The 16,704-nt window shown below is 52.7% G+C and carries 14 protein-coding genes and 1 pseudogene; 5 read left to right on the top strand and 10 right to left on the bottom strand.

The annotated features are described in order from the left end of the window. Positions 1–84 precede the first annotated feature (84 nt). Positions 85–741 (bottom strand): annotated as a pseudogene (locus AO240_RS02125) (ATP-binding protein); the annotation flags it as partial. A gap of 255 nt (positions 742–996) precedes the next feature. Between AO240_RS02125 and AO240_RS02120 the strand changes: the two are divergent. From AO240_RS02120 to AO240_RS02100, 5 genes are all read left to right on the top strand, one after another. Next, positions 997–1,551, top strand: coding sequence for a TnsA endonuclease N-terminal domain-containing protein (locus tag AO240_RS02120; protein WP_177445765.1), 555 nt, complete (start codon positions 997–999; stop codon positions 1,549–1,551). Further along, positions 1,538–3,466 carry a helix-turn-helix domain-containing protein gene (locus tag AO240_RS02115; RefSeq protein ID WP_143505261.1) on the top strand — a complete coding sequence of 643 codons (1,929 nt, stop codon included), beginning with the start codon at positions 1,538–1,540 and terminating at the stop codon, positions 3,464–3,466. Before AO240_RS02120 ends, AO240_RS02115 begins: the two co-directional genes overlap by 14 nt. Next, positions 3,463–4,353, top strand: a complete 891-nt coding sequence (locus tag AO240_RS02110; RefSeq protein WP_099234978.1) for a TniB family NTP-binding protein — start codon at positions 3,463–3,465, stop codon at positions 4,351–4,353. The genes AO240_RS02115 and AO240_RS02110 overlap by 4 nt, the downstream gene beginning before the upstream one ends. Then, a complete protein-coding gene (locus tag AO240_RS29185; RefSeq protein ID WP_099234977.1) occupies positions 4,311–5,432 on the top strand; it encodes a TniQ family protein in 1,122 nt (373 codons plus the stop codon). The genes AO240_RS02110 and AO240_RS29185 overlap by 43 nt, the downstream gene beginning before the upstream one ends. A gap of 334 nt (positions 5,433–5,766) precedes the next feature. Continuing rightward, positions 5,767–6,864: a hypothetical protein gene (locus tag AO240_RS02100; protein WP_177445761.1), complete on the top strand. Its 1,098-nt coding sequence runs from the start codon at positions 5,767–5,769 to the stop codon at positions 6,862–6,864. Positions 6,865–6,919: 55 nt separating this feature from the next. Here AO240_RS02100 and AO240_RS02095 read toward each other — a convergent pair whose 3' ends face one another. The 9 genes from AO240_RS02095 to AO240_RS02055 form a co-directional block, all read right to left on the bottom strand. Next, positions 6,920–7,138, bottom strand: coding sequence for a hypothetical protein (locus tag AO240_RS02095; RefSeq protein ID WP_099234975.1), 219 nt, complete (start codon positions 7,136–7,138; stop codon positions 6,920–6,922). 63 nt (positions 7,139–7,201) lie between these two features. Further along, complete coding sequence (locus AO240_RS02090) at positions 7,202–8,998, bottom strand: hypothetical protein (RefSeq protein WP_099234974.1); 1,797 nt, start codon at positions 8,996–8,998, stop codon at positions 7,202–7,204. Positions 8,999–9,224: 226 nt separating this feature from the next. Next, positions 9,225–9,668 (bottom strand): hypothetical protein, encoded by a 444-nt coding sequence (locus tag AO240_RS02085; protein WP_099234973.1) that lies wholly within the window; start codon positions 9,666–9,668, stop codon positions 9,225–9,227. A gap of 87 nt (positions 9,669–9,755) precedes the next feature. Further along, the gene (locus tag AO240_RS02080) at positions 9,756–11,087 is read right to left on the bottom strand and encodes a three-Cys-motif partner protein TcmP (RefSeq protein WP_099234972.1); all 1,332 of its coding nucleotides are present in this window, start codon (positions 11,085–11,087) and stop codon (positions 9,756–9,758) included. Positions 11,088–11,103: 16 nt separating this feature from the next. Further along, positions 11,104–11,847: a phage Gp37/Gp68 family protein gene (locus AO240_RS02075; RefSeq protein ID WP_099234971.1), complete on the bottom strand. Its 744-nt coding sequence runs from the start codon at positions 11,845–11,847 to the stop codon at positions 11,104–11,106. Between the two features lie 251 nt (positions 11,848–12,098). Then, on the bottom strand, positions 12,099–13,265 hold the full coding sequence (tcmP, locus tag AO240_RS02070; protein WP_099234970.1) for a three-Cys-motif partner protein TcmP: 1,167 nt from the start codon (positions 13,263–13,265) through the stop codon (positions 12,099–12,101). Between the two features lie 145 nt (positions 13,266–13,410). Beyond that, positions 13,411–14,019 carry an antitoxin Xre/MbcA/ParS toxin-binding domain-containing protein gene (locus AO240_RS02065; RefSeq protein ID WP_256585822.1) on the bottom strand — a complete coding sequence of 203 codons (609 nt, stop codon included), beginning with the start codon at positions 14,017–14,019 and terminating at the stop codon, positions 13,411–13,413. A gap of 51 nt (positions 14,020–14,070) precedes the next feature. Then, positions 14,071–14,475 (bottom strand): hypothetical protein, encoded by a 405-nt coding sequence (locus AO240_RS02060; RefSeq protein ID WP_256585821.1) that lies wholly within the window; start codon positions 14,473–14,475, stop codon positions 14,071–14,073. Positions 14,476–14,799: 324 nt separating this feature from the next. Continuing rightward, on the bottom strand, positions 14,800–16,704 hold the full coding sequence (locus AO240_RS02055; protein WP_099234968.1) for a UvrD-helicase domain-containing protein: 1,905 nt from the start codon (positions 16,702–16,704) through the stop codon (positions 14,800–14,802).

Genomic DNA, 16,704 nt, shown 5'->3' with positions numbered 1-16,704 from the left:
GCGACCTTAATGTCAATCTGATGCCGCCGTCAACGTGACAATGCTCTGCGCCAAACTATGCGTTTGGATGCACGCATGCTGGCCTTATATAGAAGGGCTTGTCGGGCGATATTGCAGCGCCTCGGCCAAGTGCTCGCGGCGGATCGCACTCACCTGTTCCAGGTCCGCCAGGGTGCGTGCGACTTTAAGCAGCCGGTGGGCCGCACGCAGGGACAAGGTCAGCCGTTCGCAGGCGCTTTCCAGCCAGCCCTCATCGACCTTCGACAGCGCGCAATGCTGGCGCAGCCCCGCAAGATCAAGGAACGCGTTGGCGCAGCCTTGGCGCTGTTGCTGGCACTCGCGGGCCTGGGCGACCAGTGCCGAAGCGCTGGCCGTATCATCGCCTGCCTGTTTGCACGGGTTAAGGGCAGTGCTTTCGCGGGCCACGGTCACGTGCAGGTCGATGCGGTCGAGCAACGGCCCCGAAAGTTTGTTGCGGTAGCGCTGGATCTGCTCCGGCGTGCAGCGACAGCGCCCGCTGGTTTCGCCTACATAACCGCAAGGGCAGGGGTTCATCGCCGCGACCAACTGAAAACGAGCCGGGAAATTCACCCGGTCCCGCGCGCGCGAAATCACGATATGGCCCGATTCAAGCGGTTCGCGCAGCACTTCCAGGACCTTGCGATCAAATTCGGGAAGCTCGTCCAGAAACAGCACGCCATGGTGGGCGAGGGTGATTTCCCCAGGTTGTGGTTTTGACCCGCTGTCGGCTTTCGAAATAACTGATAAAGGACTAGGCTAGAGGCCTTTGTTGGCCGTAAAACACTTCTGAAATTACTGAGAAGAATGTCGGTAATAAATGAGACCAGATAGAAAATGATCGGAAATAAATGCGACCAAATTAAATCGGTCCGAAAGATCAAGCCGACTCGCCGCAGCATTTCAGGAGTGATGGCTTTCAAGGGGCTCGGTGGTGTTGCTTTCGAATCGTCGCTGGAAAGGGATTTTTTGAAGCGGATGCGGTTCTCCCACCAAGTGGAGTCGGTTATCTCCCAACCGGTTGAGGTTCCTTTCACCGACTCCTTGGGTCGTCCCCAGATATACACGCCTGATTACCTTGTTTTCTACCATCAACTGCACCTTCCCTATTTCGGCGTACTGCGGCCGCTTCTTGTAGAGGTAAAACCAAGGGAGCAATGGGTAGAAAATTGGCGAGACTGGTCAGGTAAATGGAAGGAGGCTCGCCGGCTGGCCCGCAGCCAGGGGTGGCAGTTCCGCATTTATGATGAATCGCGCATTCGCGGTCTCCCGCTCGAAAACATTGTGTTCTTGGAACGTTTCGAGCGAATGATTTTTGAACAAGGCGATATCGATGCTGTGTTGAAGACGCTACGTGAGATGGAAGTCGCCCCAGTGCACTACCTCCTGGCACGGCACTTCAATGGCATTTTCCGTGACCGGGGTGTGTCGCTGCTTTGGCACTTGATCGCCACGCGTCAGGTCGACTGCGATATCACCGAACCTCTGAACCACGATCTCGAACTCTGGGTCCCCGATAATGAAACTGTATGAAGACGACACCAGCGAGCACCTGGTTCCGTTTGAACCTGTTCGGTCACGCGTTGCCATTGAAGTCGGCGCGATGGTGCGCCGGAACAATGAGGTTTACCGGATTGTTCAAATCCTAGATCTACAAACGGTGATCGGGACCGAGGTTGAGACGGGCCGCAGTGCGGCGCTTCAAATTATTGACCTCAGAGCTGTAGATCCGGAGAAACTGGACGGGCTGTACGTTAACCACGATATCAGCAGCATCAGTTCGGATGCCTGGGCTATAGCGCAAAAGCGCTATTCCGCGATTCTGCCTCTATTGGGCAACACGGTGTTGTCCAAAGAGACAGTGGCAGCGCGTGCGAAGGCCACCGGGATCAGCCCGGCAACGCTTTATCGTTGGCTGGATCGGTACAATCGATGGAATGAGGTTCTGGCTCTTGTTCCGCGCAAGCGCGGTTGGCGCGAGGGCAGCACACGTCTTTCTGTCGAAGGAGAAAAGCTCGTACAGGACGTGCTGGATGATTACTACCTGACGGTGCAGAGGTACACGGTCCAGTCCACGATTTCGGAGATTCAGCGCAGAGCAAGAGCGCTCGACATTCAGCCTCCTGGCGCATCGGCAATTAGGGCGCGGATCAGGCAGATTCCCGAAGTAGTGAAGCTTCGTCGGCGTGGTTACGCTGAGCAGGCGAACACCAGGCATACCCCTTCAGTCGGCCAGTTTCCAGATGAGGGCTATCCGCTGGCCGTCGTGCAGATCGACCATACCCCGGTCAACCTCATTGTGGTGGACGAACGCCATCGCAAACCAATTGGCCGGCCTTGGCTCACCCTAGCCATCGATGTTTACTCTTGCATGATAGTTGGCTACTACCTAGCGTTCGAGGCGCCTTCAGAGACATCCGTGGCGATGTGCATCGCACATTCGATTCTTCCAAAGGAAGCTTGGCTCGCTGCTCACGACATTCGTGGTGAGTGGCCTGTTTGGGGGTTTCCGCGAACGATTCATACTGACAACGGTGCTGACTTCCGGGCGCAGAACATCGTGGATTCCTGTAAGAACTACGGGATAGACAGCGTCTTCCGACCATCCAAAGTTCCAAAATACGGTGGTCGAATTGAGCGGGTGCTTGGCACTTTCATGAGAATGGTGCATGAGCTGCCAGGCACTACCTTCAGTAACCCTCAGGAACGCGAGGGCTATGATTCGGATGCTAAAGCCGTTCTCACGATGGCGGAATTCGAGGTATGGCTGGTTCGATCAATTTTGAAGTACCACCAGACCTATCACAAAAAGATCCACATGAGCCCTGCTCGCAAGTGGCAGTTGGCGTTCTTCGGCAATCGGGAGGTCGACCCCCTGGTCAGTGTGCCAGCGCGGCCGACAGATCCTTTGGCGGTCCAGTTAGATTTCCTGCCATCGCAACGCAGGACCGTGCAGACGTACGGGGTGCAATGGGATCTATTTTACTACTCCGAAGCGCTGCGCCATTGGATCAATCGAAAGGATCCCGCGACTGGAAAGGCAATCAAACTGCTCTTTAGACGGGATCCGAGGGATGTCAGCGTCATTTGGTTCTACGATCCTGTTCTGAAGCAGTACTTTCGCGTGCCGGCCTCGTACCAGGCATTTCCTGCGGTGACGCTTTGGGAATATCACGCTGCCAAAGATAAGGCTGTCAGCGAAGGGCGGGAGAACATTGACGATGCATTGATCGCCGAGTACGCCGTCGAAAACCGAAAGCTAGTCGAGGAGGCATCCGCGACCAGCAAGAGAGCCCGGAAAGACGCTCAAAAGAGTCGTACCCACAGCAAGAAAGGTACACCGGCCCAACCCACAAAGCCTGTGGCCAAGCTGGTACTGGATCTCGTCCAGGAGGATTCTGATCTGCTTATGCTTTCGGAAGTCGAATCGACAGGTGAAGTCGAATGAGCACATACGAACACATCCATCCTGATTTTCGACCAGTGTTGCAATTGAGCGACCGGGAACGGATTCTCTTTATGGGAGAGGAACGTTGGATCGGGTATGCATCGGCTCGCACTATTCTGGACACGCTCAATGACCTGGTCGTCATGCCCAAGCGAGCCCGCATGCCTAATCTGCTGATCGTAGGCGATTCCAACAATGGTAAGACGACCGTTATCAGGCGATTTCAGAAAACGCATGGCGAAGGGTACGTCGACGAAAATGATGATCCGGTTCGCCCCCTGATTTTGGCAGAAGCCCCATCGACTGCTGACGAGAAGGCGCTGTATGTGGCTCTTTTGGAACAGTTATGGATGCCTTACAGGATCACGGATACCAAGTTGGCATTGCGCTACCAGGTTATTCACTCCTTCCGCGAGCTTAAGGTCAGAATGCTTATCATTGATGAGTTCCATTCGTTGCTCACAGGCTCTGCAATTAAGCAGCGTGAGGTGATGAACGCTTTGAAGTCCCTCTGTAACGAGCTGGTGATTCCAATCATTGGTGTTGGAACCACGGATGCTGTTCGCATCCTCCATCATGATCCACAACATGCCAGCCGCTTCGATGTTATGAAGCTCGATCAATGGAAGCTCGATCCCGAATTTCAGCGCATGCTCAAAGGTTTTGAGTCGATACTTCCTTTGAAAAAGCCTTCTGGGCTGGCACATCCAGACAAGGCTCGGCGTGTGCACGCGATTTCCGGCGGTAACCTTGGGAATGTACACCGGCTTCTGATGGAGTGCTCGAAGCAGGCCATAGTCTCCGGCAAGGAATGCATTGACATAGAACTCATCGAGAGCATGTCATGGTTGCGTCCTACTCGTGGCATCCGGGAGCAGTCCCTTTAAACCCGATCTGGCCTCTTAGTAAACCGCTGCTTACGGACGAGCTTCTAACTTCCTGGATTATCAGGATGGCGCTAGCTCACGGCTGCTCACCAGCAGCGTTAACCGTAATCGCATGGCCTGGCATTCGGGCTTGGGCAAGTGATTTGGATCGATCTGTTTCAGTGAGTAGGCTTGCGGTTCTGAGTAAGCAGTCGGGTGTGCCCTGCGCAAGCTTGCAGTCCGCCACCCTCGAACATGTGATGACTTCGATTGTGCGTCAGCCGCACAGATTACTGGGCGCAAGCTGGCCTTGGCTGACGGTACTGGGTTGTCGAGGCGGTCATCATAGCGGAGGGCTGCAATGCTGCCCGGATTGCATTGTGCAATCTAATTCTCGGTTTTCCATCCAGTGGCGTTTAGCTTGGCATACCTGCTGCCCTATCCATGGCGTGCAGCTGATTGAGCGGTGCGGACATTGTCTGGCGGCGCTGCAACCGGAGCTGCTGAGAGCCGGAGGTTCGCTCGGCATCTGCCACAGGTGCGGTGCTGCGTTAAACGATGGCACTCGGTGCGACGCTGCAGTAGCTGCGCTGGCTTTCCAGAGATACGTGGACGAAAGCATTGGCCGTTGGCCCTTGTACGGCTCATCGCCACTCGATTTTCGCGATTGGTTAACTGTTGCACGAACAATGGTGAGCTTTGCTCAGGCAGCAGTGCGTCGCCATAGCGCTGCGGCTGAAAGATTCTTCGAATCACTAGGTATACCTCTTGAGTCCCTTCAACCGATTCCGTTGGGGTTGCCCTTTGAATATCTGTCTCCCGCTGAGCGCTCTGTCCTGCTCAGCATCGTGTGGGTGATAATGTCAGCCGGGCCACAAAGATTTATCGAAGCGGCACGGCATGAGTCACTTCCAGCCTCGACGCTGCATTTACCCACCAGTGGTTCTCCTCCAGTTTTGCTGGATCTGGTCGCCGCATTGCAGTCGCCCAGGCATCATCTGGTGAGCGGTGTCGACCGTGAACATCCCAGTAGCCCCGCGCAGACGCTGCGTATGTGGTTGCGACTGAAACGAAAGGTCAGACGACGTGGTATCCGTTGAACATTTGGCTCGCTGTGAATGCGACGGCTGCGGTCGTGTCATTGAGCAGCCCAAGAGGATTTACCAAGAAAAGCGTTATTGCGGCAACTGCTACCCGCGGCTGTTCAAGCGTCGACTATGTCCTGGCTGTGGCAATTTCGCCAGACTCCCGACATTCGATAAGACCGCTCGCTGCAGTGCCTGTTTAAGACGCGGTTCTTGTGCCCGATGCGATAAAGTCGATTTTAAGATAGGGCGGATCACCCCCTATGGGCCTGTATGCAAACCCTGCGCAGTGCACTTTCGTGAACCGGCAATCTGTGACGCGTGTGGAACGCTATCTCAGCGAACAGCGATGAACTCGCTGACCGGCACATTGCTCTGCCCAAAATGCAGCGGCCCTGCTGCCGAAACCTGTCCTGATTGCCGGCGCCATCGCGTACTGATTTCGGAACCTGATGGTCGCAAGCGCTGCAAGCTTTGCCTTGCGAAGGGTTTGCATGAGTGCGCGACCTGCGGTGCCAGCACGCCAGCCGGGCGCGGCAAAGAATGTGAGCAGTGCTATTGGAAGCGAACCTTCCAAAAGCGTCTGGCAATCAACACAAGCGGTTTGAGCGTGCTATCTATGGCGCGGCGGTTTGAGCGTTTCGGAAATTGGGTTTTGCTTGAGCTCGGACCCAAGGCTGCGGCCTTGAAAATCAACGCCTATTACAACTTCTTTAAAGAGCTCGAAAACGTCTGGCAGGGTTTGCCTCAGTACTCTCAGCTGCTGCGGCATTTCTCGGCCGAAGGATTGCGCCGTTCTCGTGTGCCGATCAGCTGGCTGAGCGAGTTCGACGGATTAGTGGTGTGCGAACAAGCCCGTGAGGAGGATTCGGAGCACCGACGTGTGCAGGGCATCATGGAGCAACCCAGAGAGTCTTGGCCTCAGCAGTTGATCACTGGTTACCACCGTATATTGCAAAGTCGGCTGGCGGCCGGTGACATTAGTTTACGGTCCATCAGGCTCGCCTTGCGATCTGCTTCTGACCTTCTGGATCACTCGCGACTGAAGGCTGCCGCCATGATTGACCAGAAAGCACTCGACGGCTATTGGCGTAAGTCGCCGGGGCATGTGGCAAGTGTCACGGGGTTCGTCGGGTACTTGAATCAGGTCTACAACGCAGGGCTGAACTCTCGCCCGGATCCGAGGTGGGCAAGGCAACAGAAACAAGCGAAGCGCGAACGAGAGCTTGTCGAATTGCTGCCACAACGCGACGAGACTAGCGATTTTGAGTCACGATGGATCGTTAAAGCCTTGGCCTATTTTCATGGGATTGGCAGGGTCAGTCGCAAGGGGCTGATATATGCGCCGGCAACCTACCAAGGGACTGTTGGATTCAACATCGAATGCTCACAAAGGGTGCTCTGGGTGCCGTCAGCGAGCACCTATGAGCGAACAATGGACGAATGAGCAGGTAATTCATGGAGTTTGACCATATGTTCTCTTTCGACCCGGTTTCAAGTCTTTAGCACTGTCGTAGTTGCATGATTGCATCTGCAATTGCTTTTGAATTTGCATCCAAGGTCTCCATGGCTACAACAGCGTTGTCTGCAACATTCTCTGAGCCACTCTCTGATAGCCACTTGGTAATTTCTTCAATCGCGGCGCTTAGGGCGTGCTGATTGTGTAGCAGCAGTGTTAGAGCATCGGCCGTAGCGATCTTGGCATCGGGGTTGTCAGGCATGGCGGTCTTCCTTGGAAAGCTTCCTGAAGCCTAGCCCATCTCTTCGCCTACCACAGAGACATCCTATTTTTGGGTAGGCAGCGATCCAGGCTGAATGAGTGCTAGCCCGAGCTCGTTGAATTTGTTGATGAGGATGCTTCGGTAAATAATCTCCTTATCGTGTTTGCCGTGGTTGAAGGTGACGTAGTCTTCTGGGTAGAGCTTCTTGAGCTTGCTGAAAACCCCTCTGTAGCGAGGAATTCTTTGACATAGCTCGTTGACGAAATGTTTGAACGCCTCTTCATTTTCGCTGAATTTCATCAACAGTCCGGCAGATCCGGGAGGTATCTCACCGGGTTTTCCGTCCTTTCGCTGAACCTCTAAGCAAAAGTAGTTACCCTTGGTCGTTTTGATGCGGACGATCAATATTCCTCGTCGCAGTCCGGCGCCCCGGTCCAGATACAGCCAAGAGCGCATATCTGGTGGCAGCTCCTCTTCGTTTTCGACCACGAGTTCAACGACACCGAGTGGCGGCTTACTGCTGAATCGCGCCACGGGCGTGTACCAGTCAACGCGCAGAATATTTTTCGGATAGTCTGCGGCGATCGATTTGAGAGCCTTCCAGATGTCCATGAAAAAGCCTTGGGTTTCCAGCACCACGTCGGGCGCTGCCTCATGCTCTTCATCCGACACTGTTTCAAGCTTGCCAACTTGCTTTCCACTTCCCGTTCCGGTTCCTGCGGAAACTTCATCTGCCTCAGGTGGTGCTGGTCCAACGCGGCTTTTGTTAGCTTTCACCACGGTTTTTGTTTTCTTCACTGGGCGCTTTGCGCCGAGTAGTTTAAAAGGCGCCGCTTTCGCCTCATAGATTTCGGCATGCCGATCCGGCTCAATCGTGGAGCGTTCCTGGAGAAACTCTTCGAGAGCGGCGCTTTTGATTGGGCGTGGCAGCACGAGCCTTCCCAAGCCATCCACGCCTTCGCTGCTGTCGAACTTTAGCTTCTGAAATTCGACTTCTGGGCCCTTGGGCATGTTCGTTCCCATAAGATCCAAGCACAAAAACGTTTTCCCGCCATTCAGCCATTTGCCCCTGCCGAGGATTTCACCTGGACCTTCGAACCAGGGTTGGCATTCGAGAAGTATGGGCTTGCCCGGTGCGTGGGAAATAAATTGCGAATTTACTCTCTTTACAGCGCTGGTTGTGCGTGGGTCGTAAAGAATATGGGCCAGAAACACCGCGTCGAAGAAACGCATTCTCGGGCCGGGGCGAACCAGCCAGACTGGCAGACTACGTTCTGCTGCCGGGTTCTGAAAAAGAACGTTAGAAACATCGCTCCACCGCAAATTGGCTAATGCCCTGCAAATCTCCATGTTTCTGGCATAGGCACGTACAAAGTACTCGGTGCAGGGGACCAGCAGATTGCGACCATCATCGAGCAAGAAGTTGAGAAGCTTGCAGCGATCGTCGTTTCCCAATAGTAACGAATATTCTTCATCTGCAAAGAGATGCCCTTGACCCGAAGCAATGAGCGCTCTGCGTGAGGTAATTCGCCATTTCCCTGCATTGAAGTTGACCGCGCGCCTCTCGGTGTCGAGCCCGGTGTCTGAGATGCAGCGACCATTGCGCCAAATGGTGCCGACCCTGTAGTGGGGAAGACTAGTGAACGGAATGTAGGCAACCTTAAAGTCGCCTGGGACGTTGTCCTCGAGTCTGCGGAACAGCACGACCGCTAGAGGGATGGACATCGCCCTGTTATTGCGCATCGCAGGTCCATACCACCAGACAATGTAGTCGCCTGGCCAATCTTGAGTTCTTGGATCAGGATTTCTGAGATCTGGCCTTCCGTATGCAAAATTGCAACGCGTCACTGCTTCAGTCACCGACCGCTATCTCCTGGCTTTCAGCTCAATCCATTTCGCGCTTCATCGGCTCACCGATGTGCTGCTTATTTGATATCACTATCCAGTGTAAGGACCAAGCGCTCTGATGTGAACTCTCTGGGGCCAGTTGTCACGTCACTCGCGTCTTTGGGGAGCGAGCTCTAGCTAGAGCCTCGTCCATCAAAAGTAGCTGTTGTGAACACCGATCTTCTTGAGAGGAATGCCATTAATGGGGCATTACCTGATCTCGTCGCCAGATGGTTCCAGCAATGGCAGCTGGCTTGAAGTCGATGATGCCTGCAGAGCCCAGTGGGGAAGTGGCTTGCAGTGGAGGATCAAGACTAAGCGTTTGCCCGGTGCTGAGCTGTAGCTGTGTGAAATACACATCGTGTGAGTCGTTGACCTTGTTGACCAGACGTCCAAACAAGCGGCTACCTCGTGCGATTGCCACGTTCTCGTAGTCGTCGTAAACATTCTCGTAGACCATCGCCGCAACATAGTTCGGGTCTACACGCTCCAGTGTCAGATTGAGGAACGTCCCTTCAGTTACCTCATACGGCACGCTCACGGGTCGCTGAGCGACTGCCGCCGGCTGCTGAGCCTGCGCCAAACCTGCAAAAATCAATGCGTGAGTCACCGCAATGGCCCAAATGAGTTTTTTACCTACCATCAATAACTCCTGACATCAGCGAGCCGCCGCGCACAAACAACTCGACATTGGGCGAAACATTATTTTATGAGTCTGCTCGGGCGGTCTTCAATCGTCAGCGTCTGACTGCGCCTTGCGAGGCACCGATACCGACGGAGTGAAAAACATGGTGCGTTGAGAGGCGGGCATCAGGATGTCAGTGGATTTGATGCTGCTGCCTTTGCGGCGCTTGGTTCGCCCATCCTTGTCAAAGACTTCGATGTCCTTGCACAGGATCGGCATGTGAAGCGCTTCACGAACGATGCTCTCGTTAGCCATAGTTCCGTTGGCCATGCCCCTCATCATCATTCCGAACGACTGCGTTGGCCGCTCATAGATCTTGCGTGGCAGCAGTTCAGATAGCTCCGTCTCTATCCGCTTGCCGGTCACGCCATCGAAGAAGTGTTCATCACCGAAGCCCAGGTTTCGCTGATCGGTCACCTGGATGTCGCGCTTGGTGTCGTAGCCAACAAACAGTGCAGGCGTCATGGAATGCGAAAAGTGGTTGCCATACTTCCAATGGATTTCTTTCATTACCGCATTTGCGCGATAGCTGTTGGCGAGGTGGATGAACCAGTAGGTCCTTGGGTTGGAACCGAAGGGTGTAATGAAAAAGACCGTCATGAATTCCGCGCCGCTTTCTTTCAGAATACCTTCTGCCAGAAATCTCTGTATGAGGTGCTGCCATTCCCGACGCATCGTGGCCTTGAATGAGGGAAGCTTTTCCCAAGGAATATATTTCTCAAGATCGATGTTTTGCAGTGCTTTGCGGTTTTCATCTCGTTCCGACAGATAGTCAATCAAACTGTCTACGTTAAATGTTAATAAGACCTCAGCATTATCCACTTCATTGAAAATTGTTCGAATACTCGAAAATGGCACATCTTTATACGCGTATTGATCCAGCAGAAACAGCGCTCGTTCGGAAAGCTTGAATTTCTTGATTTGACTAATCAGAGCAGGAAGCGCATTGGTAAAACGCGACTTGAGCAGAAATACATTCTGATCAATGAGGTGGCTGTATCCCCTTTCAAAAAGCACGCCACGTAAATAATCTATATTGTCTTTCTTGATGTCTACGAAGTAGTAGTTGGCTGCAACCTCGCGATCTTGCCGCCTTAAAATGTTGAGCTCGGCAACGGTTTGTCGAACTGTATCCAAGGCAATGATCGGCGAGCCGTAGTGGATACCCACTCCGTCATCATCTTGGTAAACACCACCTCCGCAGAAGCCGTCGATGATATTTATCCCGATCTTGGGAATTCGCTGATTGCTCATCACTACTGTGATGTAATTGCGAATATAGTCCTCAATAATTTTGTGCTTTATCTTGCTGTGCGGGTCAATCTGGGGATACGTACCTGTGGAAATATTCCATTTGTACTTTTCATCCTTGGCCATGCGGTCAATCCCTAACTCAGGCTAAATTCAAAAGAGGTATCTCATCCCAGGTTTGACCGTTCAACAGTCGCCCATTGGCTTTCTTCGAGCGTTTAACGCCATCTGCCCCCCAGCCTCCCCATTGTTTGAAGAAGAAGGCCGAGCCCGATACGTCGCACTGGCGATGAATGTTATCGACCCATTCCTGTTGCATTGGGCGTGCCTTGTTACCTGACTCGCCACCGACAATCACCCAGTGGATATTGGTCAGATCAATCTCGCCTAAATCCTCCAGAAGAGGTTCTGCTGAGAGAAATCTGATTGTTGCATTTACCCGGCGCAGGCAATCAATACGAGGAACACCGTATGCCTTGTCCTCAACCGAGACGCCCAGCCAAGCATTGGTCGGTGGTGTGCGCTTGCTAAAGTAGTCTGCGAGTCTTTCGGCCCGTTTTGTCAGAATTTGGAAGGTATGTTGCGTTGCTTCGCGAATCACGTCAAAAACCTGATCGATATAATGATCGGGAACTTTTTCATGAAACAGGTCAGACATTGAATTTACAAAATAAATGGTCGGTTTTTTGCGCTGAAGTGGTTCTCGCAGTTTTTCCGGACGCAGGCTAAGTTTAAATCCATTCTCGTAACCCGGCGTACCCATTGCTTGCAAACGATGAGCCATGTTTTCTGCATAACAATGCTTGCAGCCCGGCGATACCTTGGTGCACCCAACAATAGGGTTCCAAGTCATTTCAGTCCATTCAATGCTCGTCTGGGTACTCATTGCACTTTCACTCCTGTCGTCATGCAGGAAAGTCTTAATCATGGGTTTGAAATATTACTTGTCACCGAAGTGGTCAAGTATATATTCATATTCCTGCCAAGTTTCAAGCATACCACAAAGTTTTCAAAAAACTAGAAAAATAGTCCGGCGACATAAATAAAAGTCGCTTTATTTTGATATATAAGACAGGCGGTGGTTAGTAGAATTTTAATTGTTGCTGTTCACGCTCATCACCACTGAACTGATGGGGTTCATTTTGCACAGAGTGCCCATCGCTCGCTTGCTCTTGGCCAATTAGGTCTGACAGGCTTCTTCGTTCGACTTTTGACGTCTTTATCCAAGTTGTATATTTTTCCTTCCTTCACGAGCTCTTTAAAAGCGAGCTGGAAGTCCGTAGGGTATAGGTCCGTTTCTTCCAAAAAGCCCGCCCAGCACTCATTGTCTATGAGCATCGGGCTCGCCGAGATCTTTGTGAGCAAGTAGGTCTTTGCAAGCGTTCGGTTGTCTTGAGCACCTGTTGCCTCAGGCGGCTCCTCGATGGTGCCGAACAGGTCGTCGATCGGAGCGCGCTTGCTCGATTGATGCCGCAACCTTGTCTCAAACTGACTGACGCGTTGAATCATGTGCATTTGCTCAGCGGCTTCTTTGAAGACAATCAGGCCTTTTGGATGTCGGGTGAGATAGATCAGGAAATACAACACACGATCCATGCCAGGACGTTCCACAGTCACATGTGCCGACCTGCCACCGTAAAGGGTTCCAATGGCCTGGCGGTACTGCGCGACGATAATGCGCTGTCGCTCGGTCGCCGACTCTTCACCTGAAAAGCAGACCGGTTTGCCTAACAGCTCCTCCACGTTTGCCTGCTGTGCTTTCATCGACATAGCTCTGTTGATGAAGTCATACATCAGGTTGATGAGAAACTCTGCTTTGTTCAACGCCAGTAGCGGAGCAAGCACAGGGGCGTTGATGACCTTACGCCATCCTTTAGGGTCGATAAAAAAGAAGGTGAAGTTATGCGATGCCCATGCGGCAATGTCAGGAATTTTGGTGATGTAATCACCCTGGATGCAGTCTGCTGCAACGCAGGAGCTCGAATCGTTGTCGAGAAAGCTTTTCAGCTTTGAGAACGCTTCTTTGTTTTTCTCGATGTACAAGGCGCGGAATTTAACTTTGCAGCCATGGATCTCTTCGAGCGACTTGGCGCAGTCTTTCATCAGCTTCAGAGAAATGCCAATAGAGGTGTCGCGTAAATCCTCAGATTCTTCAGACCACGGTCCAGCGAAGCAGTCTACGTAATTGATGACTGTTTCATTCCTGCCAATAATCATGAAAAGCCGTTGGAGATAGGTCTTTAGAATCGTGTGCTTCACGTAAGCCTGTTCCCGACCGTGGTACTCCACTGGTATCGCCGCCATAACACTTCCCTGTTGATGCGCTCGTTCACTGGTTAGCCAGACGAACAATATGGATATTTCATAGTGGCGCTACGATATATGAGCCCTTTCGGGATGGCTACCGTGAACACGTTCAGCGAGCTGTCGCTTTCCCGGTCGTACGCCCTCACAGAATCATTCCTTCCTTGGCTTGTGTAAGCAATTCCTCTACCCGATTTGTTCCGGTGGTAGTCGAAAGCATTTCGATCGGCTTTCTACCTGAAAACTGCGACTTGGGTTTGGAGAGCCAGCGTTTAGCTTTTTCGACGTCCCCAAAGAAAGATTCTGCTAGGGCCAAGATATGTGCGATTCGATAGAGGTAATCACTTTCGCTGGTACTCAGCCGTACATCGGTCGATTGCAGTGGCTGTACGTCAATATTCACGATTCCCATAGCCCGCAATGCCTCAAAGGTGCTCCATGTCAGCCCCGTTTCCACCAGTTCGTGGAGCTGCTCATCGGTTGCATCTGTTGAGATGTTGAGCAGATATCTCAAGCGGTCGCGATAAGTGCGGGAGAAGTTTTGCCGCGCAGCCACCCCGATCCTCGCCTGCCGCGTTGCCAAGTCTGATGTCGGCCTCAGGATGATTGAGTGTCCGACAACATCAACCGTCAGATCATCACCGATAGCCAGAGCCATTTGGTTCAACAATTCACTTGGCAAATTGATGATGAGATCGCCGCTACCATCGTTGGTCTCTTGGCATTGAATCGTCCACACATCATGACTACTCATATTCGGCCACCTCGAACCTTCTAATGACGGTTTATGTCAGTCTGGAGTTGCTCACCGTCCCACGAGGGCGTTGAGCTCATCAAGAGTGATTCCCTGACGATTGCCCATACCAAGTAAAACGTACACGGTGTTTTTGGTCAGGAAATAACCTGGCGATTCAAAACCGATCTGAAAGGATGTGCGCACCCAATCGCGGGGTTGGTAACGTCCCCGGCTGTCGAGCACAACACACAGCGCGTACACCAAAACCGGTTCCAGTCCACGCGTATGTAGCGCACTGAGCTCTTCGGCGTTGACGTCAAGGTCCAAAATGGTCCAGTCGCTGACCAAGCAATATGGACGGGAAGCGAATTTTTCCTGTACAGCAAGAGCAGCCTCCTTTACGGACAAACTGCACTCATCTGTCGGCTTACCTTGTCCGCTGAAAAGCCTTGCCAACCCTGTCAGGTTCATCATCAGCTCCTACCACTCAGCGATGTGCGTACATTCTGCGCTTCCTCAAGCTGTTCTAACCAACCGTTGGTCACGGACCTTCTAATCATGCGTTGGCGGATACTTCGCAGACAAAATTCGGCGTCACGCATGCTTCACGAAGCGTTCCAGTAGCGGATAAAACTCCGCGTAATCCGTGCTCAGCGGCTCATAAAGGGATGTCAGTTCTGCAAATGCATGACGCGGGTGTTCAGGTTGTAATGCACTGAAATATAGGACTGACGTATCACTACGCTCCGGTTTGCGCCTGCGGACCTCAAGATCTGCGCCAATGGTATTAACTAGTAATCAGGATATTTGTGTTATTAGAACGCCTGCTGTCTGGAGCAGGTGGTACAACGTGGCGATTTTCGTGCGGCCCCCGCGTTTGGCACAATATGTGAAAATCACGCGCTGCTTGGCTCGGGTGAAGGCGACAAAAAATCCGGCGGTTGCTTCAATCTCATCGTTGGAAAAACTCCACCATGCTCCGTCGTCCAAGCCTACAAAGATGACAGTGTGATACTCCAGCCCTTTGCTTTTGTGAATGGTCATCAGTGGAATGGCATTGACGCCTTCATAGGTGTCGAGTGCCGAAGACCAATCTGCACATTTGATAGCACAGTTAAATAGATGTGTTGCAGCAGCGTCGAGCACCTTTTCGAGCCATTCTCCTTGCGCGTAAGCAGGGTGTTGGCTCTTGAGGTGGTCAAGTCCAACAAAGCCCATGACCTCATCAACTAGTGATCGTGCGGCTTTCAGCGTAGTCGGTAATCTTGACCGGTTCGCACCAAGCCAGATCGCGCAGGCGTCCAGTTCGCGTGTGAGTTTGGAGTGCCCGATTTCATCGTCGAACTCGACTCCCCGCAACGATGCCATCCATTTTTGGCATTCAGACCAGTAGCGTCCTGCCCGCGGTGTCATGGATAGGCGAAGTAGCGAAACCAGAAGTACCGATACCTCCTCGACGAGCAGCTCCTGCAACATAATCGTGCCGACCAGCCCTGCCTCATTGCGTAAGCTCAGGCCCTGAGCCGTAAAAGCCGGCTCTAACACTTCGGCATATTCCCCCGCCTTCTGGCGAACAAGGAGAACGAAATCGCGTGGTGTGAGTTTGCCCGACGCGATGTTCGACGCAACAGATACGGCTAGATTGTGTGCTTCTGCATGTGGGCTGGGGAAGTCGAAAACCGTGCAGCTTTCTCCGCTAATCGTACCTGCTGTCTGGGAAATGGGTTCAACTGCTGCGATGTCCAAGGCCTGAGCCAAAATATGCTGGATACGTACCAAGTCAGGTGAGGAGCGGTAGTTGTTGTAGAGGGACGTCCGCTTAGCCGAAAAATCTGCGTTGAATTCGGAGAAAGGGTCATCCATTGCCATAGCCCAGCGCATGATTTGCTGTTTGTTATCACCGACGGCGGTTAATACGGTGTCAGTACCTCGGAAAATGGTACTCACAAGATCGTATTGGACCTGCGTCGTGTCTTGGAACTCGTCCATGAAAAGATGAGAGTAAGTCAGCCGAAGCGCGTCACGTGCCATGGAATTAACTCGCAGTAAAAGCTCTGCGAGTCTGCCTATCATGGGGAAAGACAAGACACTTTTTTCACCCCCGTGGAGGGATGCCTGCCAGAATAAATCCGCAGCCCATTGGCCGACGGTCGGACACAGCCATCCATCAATCGGGAGCGGTTGGCCGAGTACATAGTTGCGCTCGAATATTTTCGGTCCGACTGCGCGTAGATCCGCCCTTGTACCAATTGTTGTTGGAGGCAAGCCAGCGTCTTGAAAAAGGAAGTCTTTGTAGTCGCGCTCGTAGTAGCTTGTGATTTCGTAATCGGATCGGGGTCGCCAACGCTCGGGCAGTGATTGGCCGAAGCGATCGACCAGGCTCTTTGCAAACGCATCAAACGTCATGGAGTCCAAACGACCGGCATGGTCAGGGTGACAGCGTTTTCGCACGCGGCTGGCGAGGTTGGAGGCAGCATCTCTTTTGAAACTGATCGCAAGAATACGTCTAGGCGCAGGTGCTGCTCCGGTTTGTAATAAATAGGCGGCACGCTGCGCGAGTAATTCAGTCTTACCCGCGCCGGGGCCTGCGATGACGGATCGGTTTACGTGTGAACAAACCACCTCAAGCGCGTTCTTTTCAAGAGATTTTACCCCTACCGGTTTCCAGTTTTCTGAACTGACTCTTCGCGACGATAAGGTCAT

This window comes from Pseudomonas sp. ICMP 460 (assembly GCF_002723595.1).
In the GTDB taxonomy this organism is placed as follows: domain Bacteria; phylum Pseudomonadota; class Gammaproteobacteria; order Pseudomonadales; family Pseudomonadaceae; genus Aquipseudomonas; species Aquipseudomonas kitaguniensis.
Note: the sequence above shows the minus strand (reverse complement) of the source record. Positions and strands in the feature narration are given on the sequence as shown.

Coding starts and splice junctions, on each gene's coding strand:
- AO240_RS02120 (WP_177445765.1), top strand. CDS start 997: ATGCGGTTCTCCCACCAAGTGGAGTCGGTTATCTCCCAACCGGTTGAG.
- AO240_RS02115 (WP_143505261.1), top strand. CDS start 1,538: ATGAAACTGTATGAAGACGACACCAGCGAGCACCTGGTTCCGTTTGAA.
- AO240_RS02110 (WP_099234978.1), top strand. CDS start 3,463: ATGAGCACATACGAACACATCCATCCTGATTTTCGACCAGTGTTGCAA.
- AO240_RS29185 (WP_099234977.1), top strand. CDS start 4,311: ATGGTTGCGTCCTACTCGTGGCATCCGGGAGCAGTCCCTTTAAACCCG.
- AO240_RS02100 (WP_177445761.1), top strand. CDS start 5,767: ATGAACTCGCTGACCGGCACATTGCTCTGCCCAAAATGCAGCGGCCCT.
- AO240_RS02095 (WP_099234975.1), bottom strand. CDS start 7,138: ATGCCTGACAACCCCGATGCCAAGATCGCTACGGCCGATGCTCTAACA.
- AO240_RS02085 (WP_099234973.1), bottom strand. CDS start 9,668: ATGGTAGGTAAAAAACTCATTTGGGCCATTGCGGTGACTCACGCATTG.
- AO240_RS02080 (WP_099234972.1), bottom strand. CDS start 11,087: ATGGCCAAGGATGAAAAGTACAAATGGAATATTTCCACAGGTACGTAT.
- AO240_RS02075 (WP_099234971.1), bottom strand. CDS start 11,847: ATGAGTACCCAGACGAGCATTGAATGGACTGAAATGACTTGGAACCCT.
- tcmP (WP_099234970.1), bottom strand. CDS start 13,265: ATGGCGGCGATACCAGTGGAGTACCACGGTCGGGAACAGGCTTACGTG.
- AO240_RS02065 (WP_256585822.1), bottom strand. CDS start 14,019: ATGAGTAGTCATGATGTGTGGACGATTCAATGCCAAGAGACCAACGAT.
- AO240_RS02060 (WP_256585821.1), bottom strand. CDS start 14,475: ATGATGAACCTGACAGGGTTGGCAAGGCTTTTCAGCGGACAAGGTAAG.
- AO240_RS02055 (WP_099234968.1), bottom strand. CDS start 16,704: ATGACCTTATCGTCGCGAAGAGTCAGTTCAGAAAACTGGAAACCGGTA.